Source organism: Pseudomonas sp. B21-023 (assembly GCF_024749165.1).
In the GTDB taxonomy this organism is placed as follows: Bacteria; Pseudomonadota; Gammaproteobacteria; order Pseudomonadales; family Pseudomonadaceae; genus Aquipseudomonas.
Genome location: NZ_CP087190.1, coordinates 3,593,872 through 3,608,678, shown reverse-complemented (window position 1 = coordinate 3,608,678; position 14,807 = coordinate 3,593,872). Strand labels below are relative to the sequence as shown.

The following is a 14,807-nucleotide window of genomic DNA, read 5'->3' as shown; positions in this document are numbered from 1 at the left end:
TATGGACTACCCGAAACGCATTCCCAATGTCGGCCTTGTCGGCGGCAAGTTCGTGGACGAGAACGTCAGCACGGGGCTGCCGGGCTCGCTGATCCCCTCGGCCTGGGGCAATGCCGTCACCGACGAGCTGTTGGCCGTGATCAAGGCTGCCGGCCTCACACCGAGCGAGGACGACAACGCCCAACTGCTGCAGGCCATTCAGGGGCTCGCCACTAGTGACGTCAAGCGCGCTGTGCGGGTGGCTACCACCGGCCCCATTGCTTTGTCTGGCCTGCAGAGCATTGACGGCGTGTCCCTGACGGCCGGTGACCGGGTGCTGGTGAAGGACCAGGCCAACGCCTCGCAAAACTGGATCTACAACGCCGCCGCAGGGGCCTGGGTGCGGGCGCTCGACGCCAACGACAGCGCAGAATGCACGCCGGGCCATCTGATCATCGTGCAGGCCGGTACGGCTTACGCAGGGTCAGTGTGGCAGCTGAGCAACACCGCGCCGCCGCAGGTCGGTACCACGGCGCTGACCTTCGCCCAGCTGTTCGGCAAGACGGGCGTGGTCGCCGGCAGCTACCGGCAGGTTTCGGTCGATGCATTGGGTAGGGTCACCGGCGGCAGCAACCCCACGACGCTGGGCGATTACGGCATCACTGATGCCTACAACCGGCAGCAGGTAGACGCGGCGCTGGCCCAGAAAGCCCCGCTTGCCAGTCCTGCTTTTACCGGCGTGCCAACGGCCGTTACGGCAACGAAGGGCACTAAAACCACCCAGCTAGCCACGACAGAGTTCGTGCAGAACGAAGTCGTAAACAGATTGCTCGTGGGTGCTGTCAGCCGGCAGCAGCCCGTGCTGGCCTCGCCGGTTAACGGCTCTGATTACTCGGCCGGCGCGACGTTGATCCGCGAGGCGGGGGAAATTGGCGTATCCAACCCCGTAGAAGTGCGTGATGACTACGCGCCTGCGATCGGCTTCAGCTGGCAGGGCAAGGCCTCGGGCAAGCTCAGCATGGACTATACCGGCGCCCTCAAGTGGAACGGCTCGCCGCTGCTGTCCTCGGCCGCGTTGATGGCATACGGCATCGGCGGGCAAGCGATTTCGACCGAAACCGACCTGGGCAAGTACAAGACCGGCGGGAAATTCATCACGCCGGCCACGGGGCTGGTCGGCCTCCCGTTGGGCTGGGCACAAGGCCGTCACGTGATCGATGTCAGCGGGGGCGATGCGTACTGCGAACAGACCCTGAACGGTGTCGGGGCGAACAGCGGCCGCAAGGCCTGGCGGGTCTGGGATGGCTCTGCGTGGAGTGGCTGGTTCGATGCGTTCAGCTACCAGATGGAAGCCACTCTGGTCGATATGGTGAACAAGACTTCCTACAACACATACATCTCGCCTCGACGGTTCGCGGATGTTGCGTTCGGCATGAATCAGGCGCCGCAGGACGTCACCAGCAGCCGAGCCTGGGCCGTCAACTACACGAACACAACGAACAAGACCATCTTCGTGTCCGTTCACGTGCGCGACCCGAGCGGCGGGAACTTGTCGGCCAGCCTCTATATCGGCGGCACCCTCTGGGCGAAGGCGTTTATGACCGGTGGCAGTGAAACAACGCTGGAGGGGCCGGTGCCGCCGGGCGGTTCCTACGCGCTGTTCCGTGAAGACACCAATGACCTGATTATGAAATGGACTGAATTCCGATGAACAAGCACTACCGACAAAAGGGAACGAACCAAGTCTATGCCTACGCGGCGGACGGTTCTGAGGACGCATTCAAGGTCAAGGACCTGGTGCTTATGACTGACGCCGAGCTGCAGGCCTATCTCAACCCGCAGAGGACGCGAGAGCAGATCGAGGCTGCTGAGCGTGTATGGCGCGATGCTTCGGTGAATGATGTGCTGTGGCTGCGCGAGCGCCATCGCGACGAACAGGACCTGCAGCGCAGCACCACGCTGACCGGCGAGCGCTTCGCCGAGCTGCTGGCCTACCTACAGTCCTTGCGTGACTGGCCCCAGTCGGAGCAGTTCCCGGAGGCCGAGCATCGGCCGGTCGTGCCGCCCTGGATCGCCGAACAAACCCAATGAAGCCCCGCACTGACGGGGCTTTTTCTTGCCTGGAGAAAACAATGACCCAATCCCTTCCCCGTGGTGTACGCAATTGCAACCCGGGCAACATCGATTTCAGCTCCGCCAACAACTGGATAGGCCAGATCGGCAAGGAGCCCGGCGGCCGATTCTGCGTCTTCGACACCCCTGAGAACGGCATCCGCGCCCTCGGTAAGCTGCTGCAGACCTACTACAACAAACACGGTCTGCGCACTGTGGCGGCGATCATCAAACGCTGGGCACCGGAGGTAGAGAACGACACCGATGCCTACATCCGCACCGTAGCGCAGCGCTGTGGTCTTGCCCCGAGCGATCTGATCAAGGACATCAAGAACCAGCAGGTCCTGGGCGGCCTGGTGCACGCGATCATTAAGCACGAGAACGCGAACTACGAGTACTCACCAGCCGTCTTCGCGGAAGGCCTGCGGAGGGCGTTAGCGTGAATGGCTGGGGCGTGCGCGTGATTGCGCTGCTGGCTGTGGTCGGTTCGTACTGGCTCGTCTACCAGCATGGACGATCAGTTGAGCGCGCCGAGGCTGAAGCCGCGTCAGCGATCCGGGACAGCGGCGATCGCTTGGCTGAGGTGCTGGGCGAGCGGGGAGCCCGGAGAGAGGAACAGCGCCGCGCCGCGGCACATGAAGAGGTTAGGGCGCATGCTCAGGAACAACGAACGATTGCTGAAGGCGCTGCTACTGGGGCTGATGCTGCTGGCCAGCGGCTGCGCAACGAAGCCGGCAAACTCGCCGCCACCGTCGGTTGCTCCGGCCAGGATCCCGCCGTTGCCTCTCGAGGCGAGACAGCCCGCCGCGCCGCCATGGTGCTCTCCGACCTGCTCGCACGGGCTGATGCACGAGCGGGAGAGCTGGCGGCAGCGCTTGACCGCGCCCGAGTAGCGGGCCTGGCGTGCGAGCAGGCCTATGACAGCCTCAAATGAGGCGCGTGTAGGCTTCAAAGCGAAGTTGCGATCGCAAGAGCCAACTGCTCATCATTCATGTACGGTTGGTCATAAGCCGAGTGATAGTAACGAACGGCTTGTTCGAATTGGGCACCTCGGATCTCTCCGCCTGATCCGATAAAAGCCAGCGCATCGAGCTTTGCCGACTTCATAATTGAGGGCCCCCAGACCGTTAGCGCTGTGGTTCCGCCAATGATAATAAAGGGGAAAATTGTCGTGCCAAAGGTCGCACTTTCGAAAGGATTATTCGTTTCGTGGGCCATTGCAGGAGCGCAAGTATAGGCCAGAAAAAGCATGCCTAGAGTTCTCAAGAGTTCCATTCTTAAAGCTGTCAGCTGCCGGGAGAGGGACGCCACCATAGCAGGTAAACGGGCTTTAGGCGTTAGATGCTTTCCTTGATGGGCATTGTGATAGTTGGCGGCTGTGGCTGGCCAGGCACGGATGCTGGCTTAGTGTGTTAGGCGCACTATACTCTTCTGATCAGACCATCAGGGTAGCGTCGTGAAGCGTTCGATCGAAGGAATGATTCTGGCGGGTGAGCCGCTAATGAATGAGGCTCTTGATGACATGCGCGCGTATCACAGTGCGCAGGATTCGGGAGCTCCAGCAGAAGAGGTTGAGCGCTTGCGGCTAATTGCGGAGTCCTCATTTCAAGCGGTGACTGATTATCAGCTTTACGCCTTGGGTCATCAGCCACTATCCCGCCATTGAGCTTCGTTTCGCTCAACAGGGCATCGGGTTGCTATGGCCCGCAGGTCATTCACATGCAGCGATGGGTTGGGCTGCTCGATTCAGCCTGCCGATGGCTTCATGCAGCTCAAGCAGTATTGCTGCGAATCGTTCCGTTTTCTGTGCTTGAAATGATTTCTTACAACTAGACCTTGGTATTATTTCTTTTTGCAGGAAGATCCGGATGAGCGGTAGTGAGCCCCAATTTCTTGCTCGGAAGACATTATGTAATCTCGCCGACATTTAGCGCTAGGCTTCGTGGGGGCTTTGGGGTGGTAGAGCAAGAGCAAAATCTGGTCATTGCTGACTGGACGGGTAGGTACCTTGGTGCGGGCGTGCTACGAGAGTCAGAATATGATCAAGCCCTGGCAGTGGCCCAGCGTCTTCAGCATTCCGGCTTGGTAAGCTCAACTGAGTGGATTGCAATGGTTCGCCAGGCCAATGCAGCGCTGCTGATGTGCGCTGAAGGCGACTGGACTTAGCCGGTTTCGTCTTATCCAGAATAGAAAAAGCCCGCAGGGGAGCGCGGGCGAACGTAGGGGATCGGATGAGCCTTCACCATGCGGCATTGAGTGTGAAAAAAGCGTGAAGGCAAAAAACCTGAATCTCCCTTGGTTTCCTATGCACTCTCCAAGCTCAGGAAATAGCGTTTCTCATATCCTACTGGGGACAGTTGCATGACACTGTTGAGTCGGAAAATCCCTAAGATAGTGCCGTGAAACGAGCGATTGAAGGACCCTGCGTGCTTATTAAGATGCCTAGGACAGCGGTGCTCCTACCGACGGGGTCGAGCGTCTGCGCTTGATCGCGTAGTCGGCATTTCAGGCCGTAACGGATTACCAGGTTCATACGCTAGGTCATCAGCCGCTCAACCTTTACTGAGCTTGTAAGTGGCGTCTCTCACTGCTTGACTGTAGATCATGACGTCTAGTCACTGGGCTATGACTTTGATCAATATGATTAGGCAAGGAGGTCGCCAGTGTCCCGAGAAACCTTTGAGTCTTTTGGACGTATTGTCTGGGAGTATAGCTGGCTGATTGCTGATGCCGTGGTGTTGTTCATGGTTTTCAGCTTGATTCTTGGGTATGGGGAACTCGATGCTAATGGCCGAGCGTTGTTGCGGATACTTGTAGTCGGCTTATGGTTCTACGTTTGGGTTTCAGGATTTCATCTTCTTTTATTTATCCGTCATGTTGATAATGCGCGGCCGGGTGAGGAGAAGATTTTTCCGTGGTGGAAGTCTTTTTCGTGCTATCTGTCCAAGGGGCTGATAATTGTTGCAGTAGGGGTGTGGGCGTATTGCAAGGGGCTGTTATCCTGATGTGTATTTGGTTCGGGTTGGGCCATGGGTTGTCAAGGAACTTATTGATGATATGTAAGAGGAAGTATTTTATTGGGTGCGATAGGCCAGTTGCAGTCTATGAGGTTTCGCGAGTTTGGGGCGATCCGCAGAGCGCCGGAGTAGGGGCGGAAATCGATTCCAAAACTAAAATCCCACCCCTTGCAGCTCGCGGCCTGTAGATGCGCTGAGCTGCCTTGGTTTTGGAATCGATTTTTGCGTTGACGCCTTGATAAATGGGCGCTTATGGTACGGTCTTGAAAACCGTCGATGGGCAACTATCCTAGAGTTCGAATCTCTACGCTTCCGCCATATCTGAAGCCCTGACAACGTCAGGGCTTTTTGCGTTTCTGGGTGGGGGCTTGTCCAGGAGGGCGTTCTTGGAGGGGCGAGCAGTTCTTGATCGCATGTTGACGGCCAGGTGCCTCGCAGTTCAGGACTCGGAGTCAAAGAATTTCATAGTTGCTCCACAGGGTTTCATCACCACCCAGCCAGATTGCATTCTGCAGAAGACTTTGTCGTTAGCACCGTTGCGCGCCAGTTCCACCCGCTGTGCAATCAGAGCCATCTGATCAATCCACAATGAAGAGTTTGGCTCCAGTAGGCGTCGATGACCGGTGCGCCTCCGCATTGTCCCCCACCTGATAGCTCATGCCCGGCTGCAGGGTGAAAGTCCGACCATCCTCCAGCTCAGTGTCCAACCGACCTTCCAGGCAAAACAGAATATGCCCCTTCCGGCACCAATGATCGGCCACATATCCTGGTGTGTACTCAACCCATCGAACCCGAACTTCCCCAAACAGACAGGTGCGCCAGTACGCGGTACCGGTCTCGCCTGGATAAGCGACGGGATCGATTTTTGACCAGTCCGTGGTGCCAAAGGGGATTGCTGTCAGCTCCATGACAATCTCGTAGAAACAGTGAGGCCTGAACCGTACCGATGAATTCGCTCTGCCGATAGGCACAGACCGCAGGGAATTTGCACATACAGACAGCCCGCGAACCTGTCTCAGAGGCCGATCTGCTTCAAAACCGCCGCCACAATCGCTTCCGGCCTGTCTTCCTGCATCAGGTGGCCTGAGTTCTCTACCCGGATGCAAGGCTGCTGGGAAATAAGCCCAGCAAGACGCTCCCCTTGGGAATACGCAATCCAGGCGTCCTCCGCGCCCCAAAGTACCGACACGGGGCAATCCAGCTTCCCGTAAAGCGGTTCAATTTCCTCGGTATAGACCTGATCCATCTGCGCGATCTGTCGGTAAAAGGCCGCCTGGCCAATCGGCCCCAGCCATGGTGCGCTGTAAACCTGCAGGGCTTCGTCACTGAGTGGATTGGCCGCAGAGGTTTGCAGATAGGCGGCCAGCAGTGCGCGGTGCATGTAGTCGGGCATCCCGGAAAAGGCGGCCTCATGTTGACGGACATGCTGGACGAACGCAGAGCCCCAGGGGGCCAGGGCCACCGCATCAAAAAGGGTGAGGGACGCATAGCGCAGACCGTTCAGGTAGTACGCGCGCAGCGCTGTCGCGCCGCCAAAATCATGGGCCAGGATGTCGGGGCGTTCGATGCCCCACTCCTCGAAAAGCGCAGCCATGACGTTGTTCTGAATCGCCAATGAAACGTCCTGGCCCTCCCGCATTTCAGACAGGCCATAGCCAACCAGGTCGAAGTAATACACAGTTCTGCGGTCAGCGAGGTGCGGTATGACGCGCCTCCATACCTGCGAAGAGAAGGGGGTGCCATGGACGGCGACCAGCGGCGCGCCTGTGCCCATTTTTCCCCATCTGACGGTGTTGCCTTCGATGCACGATGCGTAGGGTAGATCCAGCATGGCTCACCTCACATTGTCATTTAGCTAAATGACTATATGATGCGGGCATGGACAGATCAATACAGATGAAAGCGATGAGCAGTGAGGTCCGCATGGCGATCCTTCGCCTGCTCGCAGCGCCTCGTGAGCACTTCGCCGATCAGTGGTCGGCAGACCCCGTCGAGTGCGGCGTCTGCATGACCCTTATCGCAAGTGCGTTGGGTATTGCCCAGCCCACAGCGAGCCGGCACCTTGAAATTCTCAAGCAGGCGGGGTTCATATCGGTTTCAAGGCAGCACAAATGGTCGTATTGCAAACGTAATGACGCTGAGATTCTCGAGTACCTGGAGTGGCTCAGGCTTGAGTTGTCGCCGCCCGGCCATCTTGGTCCCCTAGAACCTCGCAGTACGGCAGGCGATAGGGAGAGTGAGCGCTAATGGGCAAAAGATTGGATAAGGTCCGAGAGTGGTTCACGCCACGCAGACGTATATGGACAGGAGGCCCGAGTCGACCAGAAAACCATAAGGCGCTGGCGGCCAGCGCCAGCGGGTCAGGTGGCTCGGGCCTTGAAAGCGAGCATGGGGGTAGACGGTGCATCACGCGCATGCAAGCTTCCATGGCCCAGGTAATCAGAACTGATAGCCAACCCCGGCGTAATACCCCCAGCCATCGGACCGACCGCGGAAATCGCCGTCGCCGAAATTCAGCTGGCTGCCGTCCTGCCAGTTGCCGCCATTGTGGAAATGGCGGCCCACCAGGGTGAAGCGCAGGTGGGTGAAGGCGTAGAGCAACACGTTGGTGGATACCGTGGCATTGGCCGTGCGGTTGGGATTGTCCTTGTGCAGGTCCGAGCCGAAATCGAAGTTGGTGAAACCGATATAGGTCAGCGAGGCGCCGTTGTCGAACTTGCCGAGGGGCACGATGTACTTGAGCTGGGCCCGGTAGCCGTCCCACGAATACTCGTTGCTGGCGCCATAGTTTTCCCACTGGTAGCGGCCGTAGAAGTTGGCCGACAGGTTGACCCGCGAATGGGTGTCGATGTCGGTGCCCAGGCCGCTGTAGAGGGTATTGGCACGGTTGGCGCTGTTGCTGCCGTGGTCGTAGATCCAGTCGAAGGCTACGTACCACTCCTTGAACGGGCCGACGGCCAGGCTGCGTCCGGCCAGGTAGTCGATGGAGATCCGCGGCTCATGCTCCATGAACAGCGGTGAGCCGTGGTCCCACGCGCCTTTGTCATGGCTGTTGCCGATGTCGAGGATCTTCGGGATGTCGATGTAGCCGTACAGCTCGAACGGCCCCTTGCGGCCGAAGTACTCGTATTCGAGGTAGATATCGTCGACCGGGCGGGGGCCGAAACTGATGTCCTTGGTGCCGATCAGGGTGAAGTTCTGGTTGTACCAGTCCGACAGGTAGGGTCCCGATTTGGCCGCCGCGGCGGCCGGGCTCAAGGTCTCGCCCTGGGCCGACTCGCTGGGGGGGTTGTCCTGGGCGTGGGTGGTGACGCTGAGTAGTCCCGTAACAGCGCCCAGTAGCAGTTTGGCAGGCAGGCAGAAGCGGGCCGTTGCGGGTAAAGACGGTCGGTGCATTGAAAATCCTTGTTCATGCAGTGGTAAGCCCAGGGGGCTGCGATTTGTCGAGAGCTGCAGCGATTGTTCGCTCAATGGCTCGGAGCAAACGTTTGCATAGTCTGTACCAAATCACCCGAGGTCTTTGAAATAAAAGCCGATTCGGCGTTTGAGCTGATCATTGGGTTAGAAAAACGCCCTGAAATCGGGCATGGCGCGTGCGCATGAGCGCATGGAGGGGCTTGATCGCCCTGCGTCGCAACAACCCGTTCGATTGAAATAATCCAGCAAAAAATGGGTTCCAGTCGCCGCCCATGGAAGGCATGTGTGCCCAAGGAGGAAGCGAGTAGGCCGAGGCCGCGCTGGGCCGCGCCCTCCGCTGACCCGTGGCGAATTTGCGCTCATGCGGCGTTGTCGCTCCTCGCCGTAGCTGAGCTACGACTCGTCGCGACGCCTTGCCTGAACGCAAAAATCGCTCGCGATTTATTGGTCGTATTTGCAAAACACCACACTAGATGAGCACCGCATACCCATCGCCATTTGCCGGGCATCACTTCACTGCAACGTCTCGGGCTTCCTCCCCTGGGAAGCCTCCTTCAATCCCTGTTCCATCCGCCCGATTACCTGCGCCAGTATCGCCGCTCTTTCCAGCTCTCCTGACGCCTTCATCCGGGCATGATCCTTTCGCAGGTTCAGCAGGCATTTTTGCAGTCCAAGTGCCGAGCTGTCGTAGTTGTCCATGCTGTACTCGTTGTTCGTGGGCATCCGTGCCGTTGTAAGAAAGGCTCGACGGTATCAGGTCAATTCTCCCGCCAATACTGATTATTCATACACTGGCTCACAATCCCGTAGAAACGTCCTACAGCGACAAAAGAGGCGTCTTACAGGATGGCTTGGGTGACTGTTTCGGGATGCTTCCGCTCATTTTGCGGCAGGCCCCGAAGTACAAAGCCTGCCGCGTAAAAGACGGGTCGTAGCGATAATCCGTGTTTCCCGGCACCCAACACGCGCCACTGAAACGATATGTTGCAATTGCCCCTACAGATGCTCCGCATCCACCACCGCCTTGACGAACGCCTAGGGCGCTTCCTGCGGCAGGTTGTGGCCGATCCCACGCAGATTACTAAAGCCCGCTAAATCAAAGAGTCATGATTTGGAAGCGCTTGAGCATCAGCGTTCACCTGGGCCAGCAGCCAGTTCACCACCTGCTCGGCGGCCGAGCCTGCCACCGGCGCATGGCTGGCCAGCAAGTGGAAGCCGGCGTCGCTGCGCAATTCATGGCCTTCCAGCGCCAGCACCAAGGTCCCGGCTTTCAGGGCATTCTCAACCAGCAGGCGCGGCACCAAGGCGATGCCCATGCCTTGCTCGGCGGCCTCGATGGCGAGAATGGTCTGCGAGAATACCGGGCCGTTGAACCGTGCGCCGGGCAACGCGTAGTGGTCGAACCAGCGCTTCCAGTTGTTGTGGCTGTCGGAGATCAGCGGGTGTTGCGAAAGATCCGCGGCTTGCCGCCAAGGGGGCTCACCGCGCAACCCCGGCGCGCACACCGGCACCGCCACGCCGGGCAGCAGGGGCAGGGCGTAGGCGTCGGCGAAGGGCGGCGCTCCCCAGCGCACGGCCAGGTCCACTGCGCCCTTGCCGTTCAGGGGGCGGGTACTGTCGGATGCGTCGATCATCAGGGCTACCTGCGGATGCGCCTCGGCCAGCCGCCCCAGGCGCGGGATCAGCCAGCGGCTGGCGAAGGCGGGGGTGGTACTGAGCAGGACCTGCTGGGGATCGCGCTGGTTGTCGCGCTCCAGCAGTTCGCCGGTGGCGTCCTCGATGATCTCCAGGGCCAGGCGCACGCGGGACAGGTAGTCGGCGCCGTCCCGGTTGGGCCGCAGGCCACGGGGCAGGCGCTCGAACAAGGGGCGGCCAAGTTTGTCTTCCAGGGTGCGCACCTGCTGGGCGACCGCGCCCGGCGTGACATGCAGCTCGTCGGCGGCAGCGCGGAAGCTGCCCAGGCGGGCGGCGGCCTCGAAGGCTACCAGGTGATTGACGATGGCGGGGGCGTTGCGTCGCTTGGGCGCGCTCATCCAGTAGATTTCCTGCAGGCTGCTGCCAGTATTCGTGATTGGTGCGTACAGCCGGATTCTGGCTTCATGGGCCTACTTGATCAACTCCCGGAAGGGGCGGCATATGTCTTCTCAGAAAGTGGCAATCATCACCGCAGGTGGCAGTGGCATGGGCGCGGAGGCCGCGCGGCGGCTGGCTGCCGATGGTTTCAGGGTGGCGATCCTGTCGTCCTCGGGCAAAGGCGAGGCCCTGGCGGCCGAGCTGGGTGGCATCGGCATCACCGGCTCCAACCAGTCGGCAGAGGACCTGCAGCGTCTGGTCGATACCGTGATACAGCAATGGGGGCGTATCGATGTGCTGGTCAACAGCGCCGGGCATGGCCCGCGTGCGCCGGTGCTCGAGCTCAGCGACGAGGACTGGCACCGGGGCATGGAGGTGTACTTCCTCAACGTGGTGCGCCCGACCCGCCTGGTGACCCCGATCATGCAGCGGCAGCAGGGCGGGACCATCATCAATATCTCGACCTTCGCCACCTTCGAGCCGGATCCGGCATTCCCGACCTCCGGCGTGTTCCGTGCCGGGCTCGCGGCCTTCACCAAACTGTTCGCCGACCGTTACGCGGCCGAGAACATCCGCATGAACAACGTTCTGCCAGGCTTCATCGACAGCCTGCCGGAGAAGGAGGAATTCCGTAGCCGGATTCCCATGGAGCGGTACGGTAAGGCCGAGGAAATCGCGGCCACTGTCGGCTTCCTTGCCTCCGAGGGCGCGGGTTACATCACCGGGCAGAACCTGCGGGTCGATGGGGGGATTACCCGTTCGGTGTAGGTGACATGGCGAGCCTGTGGCAGGGCGGCGACTTCCGTTAGGATGTCGCCCCTGTTTCCCGCTATCCGGATTCCGCCCATGAGCACACCGACATTCCGCCAGGCCGCCTCCAGCGACGTGGATCGTTGCTACCAGATCGAGACCAGCGCCTACGAAGGCGACGAAGCCGCCACCCGGGAAAAGATCGCCACGCGCATCGCCCAGTACCCGGAGGGCTTCCTCGTGCTGGAGGCCGAGGGCCAGGTGATCGGCTTCATCAACAGCGGTTGCGCCGACCAGGTGGTGATGTCGGACGAGGCTTTCAAGGAACTGGTCGGGCATGACCCGCAGGCGCCCAATGTGGTGATCATGTCGGTGGTGCTTGACCCCGCGTACCAGGGCCAGGGCCATGCCTGCCGGTTGATGGCGCGCTTCGTCGCGCAGATGCGCGAGCGCGGCAAGGCCACCATCCACCTGATGTGCAAGGAGCGCCATGTCGGGTTGTACGAGAAGATGGGCTACGCCTATGTACGCCCGTCGGCTTCCGATCATGGCGGCATGGCCTGGCATGAAATGGTCATGGTGCTGTAGAGGCCCTTCGACTAGGATCGACGCTTTTCGCAGCCAGGGAGAGGCCTGTGAAGTACGTCGTGATCGAGACACACCGCAGTGAGTACCCTGCGCCCATCACCTTCGCCCGTGGCACGCTGCTGGAGATCGGCCAGCGCTACGAGGGCGACGAGCAGTGGGAGGACTGGTACCTGTGCAGTTGCCAGGGCCAGGCAGCAGGGTGGGTGCCAGCCCAGTTCATCGAACGGCTGGGCGTGGGCCGGGGCAGGGCGCTGGAAGCTTATTCGGCCCATGAACTGGACGTCGACCCCGGCCAGCAGCTCGATAGCCTGCGCCCCTTGAATGGCTGGGCCTGGTGTCGCCGGGTGAGCAATGGCGAGCTCGGCTGGGTGCCGCTGGCCAAGCTGCGCACGCTGGCGTGATCAGCCAGCGGTCAGCACCGCCGCACTCTCCAGAACGCGCGCATAGTCCATGGCCAGGTTGCTCAGGGCCAGGGCATGGACATCCTCCGCCGGCCACAGCCGGCCTTGCAGATCATGCTGGTCGAAGGTGTAGCAGGCGTCGCCCACCACCACCGTTGCGAACCCCAGGTTGCCCGCCGAGCGTGCGCTCGACTCTACCGAGTTGTTGGTGATCACGCCGGTGATGACCAGTTGCTGGATGCCGCGCTGGTGCAGCCAGTGTTCCAGGCCGCTGTTGCAGAAAGCGTCGGGCAGGTGTTTTTCAAACACGGCCTCGTTCGCCTGCGGGGTGAAGTCGGGCTGGAACTCGCAGCCGGACTGACCTGGCCGGAACACCGAATCCGGATCGCGGGAGATATGGCGCACGTGCACCACCGGGCGCGTGCTCGCGCGCCAAAAGGCGAGCAGTTCGCTGATGCGCTGTTCGGCTTCGGGGTTGTTGCGACGGCCCAGGCGAGGGTGGTTGATGCCGTTCTGCATGTCGATGATCAGCAGGGCGGCGTTGCTGGCGAGCGCGGTCATTTGCGGTGGTTCTCCTTGTCTGGGCTTCGGACCGTAGCATAGGTGTGTTGCCTGCGCGGATGTATCGCGGGGCAAGCCCGCTCCCACGCCAACCGCGTTGACCTCACGTTGTGCACTCGTGGGAGCGGGCTTGCACCGCGATGGTCGATTACCATCTGATCCGCTTTTTTTCCACGAACCTGAATCTGTAACCGTATCAGCCGCTGCCGGACAATACGCCCAGGCCCAGCCTTCCAATCCGGTGTGCGCTGGGCAGGCTGCCCCGCTGCACTACCGCAGCGGCCAGCCCCGCCGTTACGTCATCACACTGTAGAGGTTCCGATGGGCAAGCTCGCGCTGTTTCTGGGTGGTTTTCTGCTGCTGACTATCATGATTGGCCTGCTGGGCACCATTCCGCCAAGCTGAGCCGCAACTTTTTCCTGTCCCGGCCCGCCTGGCGCAATGGCGGGCCGGACTCTTCCCTCCCGGTTTTCCCGCCGAATACCGCAGTCGTCTAGACAAGCGGTAGCTGCAAGTCGTTCTCAAGTGCAAGTCGCTCGTGTAATCTCCCGCCCCCAATCAAAGGGCCCGGGCACACGGGCCATTCACTTGCCTTGGAGACAATACACACTATGGAATGCAAGAAAGGCACTGCAGCGATGCTGGAGTGGCGCGGTCGTTTTCTCGGCGAGGGCATCCTCCACGAAGAGGACTACGATCAGGCACTGCGCCGTGCCGAAGAGTTGGAGCGTTCCGGTGTGATCAGCGCAAGCGAATGGATCGAGTTGGTCAAGCTGGCCAACGTGGCCTTGCTGCGCTTGTAATTTTTCCTTCAAGGCTTGCGGAAACTGTCCACAAAAATCGTGGGTAGGTCTGTGGATAAAACGCTACAGGCCAGTATTGGCAGGCACTCTGTTAGATTGAGCAGAAATTGAGCAGGCCTGTTCAGGGCTGTTCCCATAGGCGCGGACGGGCATCGCGCAGGGCCTGCAGCAGCTCGCGAGCCCGTGCCGGAAGGTCGCCGGCGGGGTACACGGCATGCATCTGCGGGTCGTGCCCGGTGCTGGATGTCAGGTGAAAATCGGGGCAGACCCGCACCAACCGTCCGGCTCGCACCTCCGGTTCCCCCAGCCAATCGGCCAGCCGCGCGATGCCGGCGCCCGCCAGGGTGGTTTGCAGTACTGCCACCCCTGAGCCCAGGCGCAGCCGCGGCCGTGGGCGCAGGCTGGAGATGCGCCCATCCTTGCTGAAATGCCAGGCCTTGAGGATGCGCGGTGCGGTATGCAGGATCAGCGCATGCCGTTCCAGGTCTTCCAGCCCTTGGGGCGTGCCGGCCTGCGCCAGGTACTCAGGACTGGCGTACAGGTGGCGGCGGTAACGCCATAGCGGGTAGCCGATCAGTTCGCTGGACTGTGGGAAGGCTCCGCGGATCACGAAGTCCAGCTTGCCTTGCAGCGGATCCAGAACCTGATCGCTGTACTGCACGTCGAGGGTGACGTGAGGGTGGCGACGAGAGAACTCGGCCAGCACTCCTGGCAATATCTGCTGGGCCAGAACCTCGGGCGCGGCCAGGCGGATCCAGCCCTTGGCGTTGCCGGTCAGCGCGGCCAACTCGTCGGCGGCATCCCGTTGCACATCCAGCAAGCGTTCGGCGTGAGGCAGCAGACGCTCGCCGGCCTCGGTCAATGACACGGCGCTGGCGCTGCGGTTGAACAGCTTGGCGCCGCTGTTGTCCTCCAGCGCCTGCACCGCACGAGTTACTGCGCTGGGCGAACGGCCCAGGGCACGGGCGGCGCTGACAAAGCTGCGCTTGTGCGCAACGCTGACGAACGCTTGTATTTCACGCAGCATGTCCAGGGCCATGCAAGGGCTCCTTGTTGCAGTTTTCGCAATATGGCATTTCAACACAAGCGCGGCGCTTTGATTAGTC

Annotated in this window: 19 protein-coding genes; 11 read left to right on the top strand and 8 right to left on the bottom strand. The window is 60.6% G+C overall.

Annotated features, from left to right (window positions below):
- The first annotated feature begins 1 nt into the window (after position 1).
- Genes LOY42_RS16060 through LOY42_RS16045 form a run of 4 tightly spaced genes read left to right on the top strand, consistent with a single transcriptional unit; the run spans position 2 to position 3,025 of the window.
- Positions 2-1,690 (top strand): hypothetical protein, encoded by a 1,689-nt coding sequence (locus LOY42_RS16060; protein ID WP_258598363.1) that lies wholly within the window; start codon positions 2-4, stop codon positions 1,688-1,690.
- A complete protein-coding gene (locus tag LOY42_RS16055; RefSeq protein ID WP_258598361.1) occupies positions 1,687-2,070 on the top strand; it encodes a phage tail assembly chaperone in 384 nt (127 codons plus the stop codon). The genes LOY42_RS16060 and LOY42_RS16055 overlap by 4 nt, the downstream gene beginning before the upstream one ends.
- Positions 2,071-2,111: 41 nt before the next feature.
- Positions 2,112-2,534, top strand: a complete 423-nt coding sequence (locus tag LOY42_RS16050) for a structural protein (RefSeq protein WP_258598359.1) — start codon at positions 2,112-2,114, stop codon at positions 2,532-2,534.
- Positions 2,531-3,025 (top strand): DUF2514 domain-containing protein, encoded by a 495-nt coding sequence (locus LOY42_RS16045; RefSeq protein WP_258598357.1) that lies wholly within the window; start codon positions 2,531-2,533, stop codon positions 3,023-3,025. Before LOY42_RS16050 ends, LOY42_RS16045 begins: the two co-directional genes overlap by 4 nt.
- A 14-nt stretch (positions 3,026-3,039) precedes the next feature.
- Here the strand turns inward: LOY42_RS16045 and LOY42_RS16040 are convergent, their stop codons facing one another.
- A complete protein-coding gene (locus LOY42_RS16040) occupies positions 3,040-3,342 on the bottom strand; it encodes a DUF2388 domain-containing protein (RefSeq protein WP_258598355.1) in 303 nt (100 codons plus the stop codon).
- 205 nt (positions 3,343-3,547) lie between these two features.
- Here LOY42_RS16040 and LOY42_RS16035 point away from each other — a divergent pair, with 205 nt between their 5' ends.
- A complete protein-coding gene (locus LOY42_RS16035; RefSeq protein WP_408981059.1) occupies positions 3,548-3,757 on the top strand; it encodes a hypothetical protein in 210 nt (69 codons plus the stop codon).
- Positions 3,758-4,754: 997 nt separating this feature from the next.
- On the top strand, positions 4,755-5,096 hold the full coding sequence (locus tag LOY42_RS16030) for a hypothetical protein (RefSeq protein ID WP_258598353.1): 342 nt from the start codon (positions 4,755-4,757) through the stop codon (positions 5,094-5,096).
- Positions 5,097-5,686: 590 nt separating this feature from the next.
- On the opposite strand, the gene LOY42_RS16025 is transcribed toward LOY42_RS16030, so the two are convergent.
- Both LOY42_RS16025 and LOY42_RS16020 read right to left on the bottom strand, forming a co-directional pair.
- Positions 5,687-6,016 (bottom strand): DHCW motif cupin fold protein, encoded by a 330-nt coding sequence (locus LOY42_RS16025; protein WP_110698299.1) that lies wholly within the window; start codon positions 6,014-6,016, stop codon positions 5,687-5,689.
- A gap of 107 nt (positions 6,017-6,123) precedes the next feature.
- The gene (locus LOY42_RS16020) at positions 6,124-6,939 is read right to left on the bottom strand and encodes an alpha/beta fold hydrolase (protein ID WP_139671649.1); all 816 of its coding nucleotides are present in this window, start codon (positions 6,937-6,939) and stop codon (positions 6,124-6,126) included.
- A gap of 47 nt (positions 6,940-6,986) precedes the next feature.
- Here LOY42_RS16020 and LOY42_RS26665 point away from each other — a divergent pair, with 47 nt between their 5' ends.
- The gene (locus LOY42_RS26665; RefSeq protein ID WP_139671646.1) at positions 6,987-7,355 is read left to right on the top strand and encodes an ArsR family transcriptional regulator; all 369 of its coding nucleotides are present in this window, start codon (positions 6,987-6,989) and stop codon (positions 7,353-7,355) included.
- A 192-nt stretch (positions 7,356-7,547) separates the two neighbouring features.
- On the opposite strand, the gene LOY42_RS16015 is transcribed toward LOY42_RS26665, so the two are convergent.
- From LOY42_RS16015 to LOY42_RS16005, 3 genes are all read right to left on the bottom strand, one after another.
- Positions 7,548-8,504 carry a nucleoside-specific channel-forming protein Tsx gene (locus LOY42_RS16015; protein WP_258598349.1) on the bottom strand — a complete coding sequence of 319 codons (957 nt, stop codon included), beginning with the start codon at positions 8,502-8,504 and terminating at the stop codon, positions 7,548-7,550.
- A 534-nt stretch (positions 8,505-9,038) separates the two neighbouring features.
- Entirely contained in the window at positions 9,039-9,224 is a 186-nt protein-coding gene (locus LOY42_RS16010) for a hypothetical protein (protein ID WP_046856083.1), read from the bottom strand.
- A 392-nt stretch (positions 9,225-9,616) separates the two neighbouring features.
- Positions 9,617-10,558 carry a LysR substrate-binding domain-containing protein gene (locus LOY42_RS16005; protein WP_258598347.1) on the bottom strand — a complete coding sequence of 314 codons (942 nt, stop codon included), beginning with the start codon at positions 10,556-10,558 and terminating at the stop codon, positions 9,617-9,619.
- A gap of 103 nt (positions 10,559-10,661) precedes the next feature.
- Here LOY42_RS16005 and LOY42_RS16000 point away from each other — a divergent pair, with 103 nt between their 5' ends.
- The 3 genes from LOY42_RS16000 (at position 10,662) to LOY42_RS15990 (ending at position 12,337) form a co-directional block, all read left to right on the top strand.
- Entirely contained in the window at positions 10,662-11,366 is a 705-nt protein-coding gene (locus LOY42_RS16000) for an SDR family oxidoreductase (protein ID WP_139671640.1), read from the top strand.
- Positions 11,367-11,444: 78 nt separating this feature from the next.
- Positions 11,445-11,936 (top strand): GNAT family N-acetyltransferase, encoded by a 492-nt coding sequence (locus LOY42_RS15995; protein WP_177486039.1) that lies wholly within the window; start codon positions 11,445-11,447, stop codon positions 11,934-11,936.
- A gap of 47 nt (positions 11,937-11,983) precedes the next feature.
- Positions 11,984-12,337, top strand: coding sequence for an SH3 domain-containing protein (locus tag LOY42_RS15990; protein ID WP_139671637.1), 354 nt, complete (start codon positions 11,984-11,986; stop codon positions 12,335-12,337).
- Here LOY42_RS15990 and LOY42_RS15985 read toward each other — a convergent pair whose 3' ends face one another.
- Positions 12,338-12,898, bottom strand: coding sequence for a cysteine hydrolase family protein (locus LOY42_RS15985; protein WP_258598343.1), 561 nt, complete (start codon positions 12,896-12,898; stop codon positions 12,338-12,340).
- Positions 12,899-13,509: 611 nt separating this feature from the next.
- Between LOY42_RS15985 and LOY42_RS15980 the strand changes: the two genes are divergently transcribed.
- Positions 13,510-13,701 (top strand): hypothetical protein, encoded by a 192-nt coding sequence (locus LOY42_RS15980; protein ID WP_031315428.1) that lies wholly within the window; start codon positions 13,510-13,512, stop codon positions 13,699-13,701.
- A gap of 121 nt (positions 13,702-13,822) precedes the next feature.
- On the opposite strand, the gene LOY42_RS15975 is transcribed toward LOY42_RS15980, so the two are convergent.
- A complete protein-coding gene (locus LOY42_RS15975) occupies positions 13,823-14,740 on the bottom strand; it encodes a LysR family transcriptional regulator (RefSeq protein ID WP_139671631.1) in 918 nt (305 codons plus the stop codon).
- Between the last annotated feature and the right edge of the window lie 67 nt (positions 14,741-14,807).

Bases quoted from the DNA above. Each gene is read 5' to 3' on its own strand.
- LOY42_RS15985 (WP_258598343.1), bottom strand. From the start codon at position 12,898: ATGACCGCGCTCGCCAGCAACGCCGCCCTGCTGATCATCGACATGCAG.
- LOY42_RS16040 (WP_258598355.1), bottom strand. From the start codon at position 3,342: ATGCTTTTTCTGGCCTATACTTGCGCTCCTGCAATGGCCCACGAAACG.
- LOY42_RS16015 (WP_258598349.1), bottom strand. From the start codon at position 8,504: ATGCACCGACCGTCTTTACCCGCAACGGCCCGCTTCTGCCTGCCTGCC.
- LOY42_RS16060 (WP_258598363.1), top strand. From the start codon at position 2: ATGGACTACCCGAAACGCATTCCCAATGTCGGCCTTGTCGGCGGCAAG.
- LOY42_RS16055 (WP_258598361.1), top strand. From the start codon at position 1,687: ATGAACAAGCACTACCGACAAAAGGGAACGAACCAAGTCTATGCCTAC.
- LOY42_RS16000 (WP_139671640.1), top strand. From the start codon at position 10,662: ATGTCTTCTCAGAAAGTGGCAATCATCACCGCAGGTGGCAGTGGCATG.
- LOY42_RS16025 (WP_110698299.1), bottom strand. From the start codon at position 6,016: ATGGAGCTGACAGCAATCCCCTTTGGCACCACGGACTGGTCAAAAATC.
- LOY42_RS15980 (WP_031315428.1), top strand. From the start codon at position 13,510: ATGGAATGCAAGAAAGGCACTGCAGCGATGCTGGAGTGGCGCGGTCGT.
- LOY42_RS26665 (WP_139671646.1), top strand. From the start codon at position 6,987: ATGGACAGATCAATACAGATGAAAGCGATGAGCAGTGAGGTCCGCATG.
- LOY42_RS15975 (WP_139671631.1), bottom strand. From the start codon at position 14,740: ATGGCCCTGGACATGCTGCGTGAAATACAAGCGTTCGTCAGCGTTGCG.
- LOY42_RS16005 (WP_258598347.1), bottom strand. From the start codon at position 10,558: ATGAGCGCGCCCAAGCGACGCAACGCCCCCGCCATCGTCAATCACCTG.
- LOY42_RS16010 (WP_046856083.1), bottom strand. From the start codon at position 9,224: ATGGACAACTACGACAGCTCGGCACTTGGACTGCAAAAATGCCTGCTG.
- LOY42_RS16050 (WP_258598359.1), top strand. From the start codon at position 2,112: ATGACCCAATCCCTTCCCCGTGGTGTACGCAATTGCAACCCGGGCAAC.
- LOY42_RS15995 (WP_177486039.1), top strand. From the start codon at position 11,445: ATGAGCACACCGACATTCCGCCAGGCCGCCTCCAGCGACGTGGATCGT.
- LOY42_RS16020 (WP_139671649.1), bottom strand. From the start codon at position 6,939: ATGCTGGATCTACCCTACGCATCGTGCATCGAAGGCAACACCGTCAGA.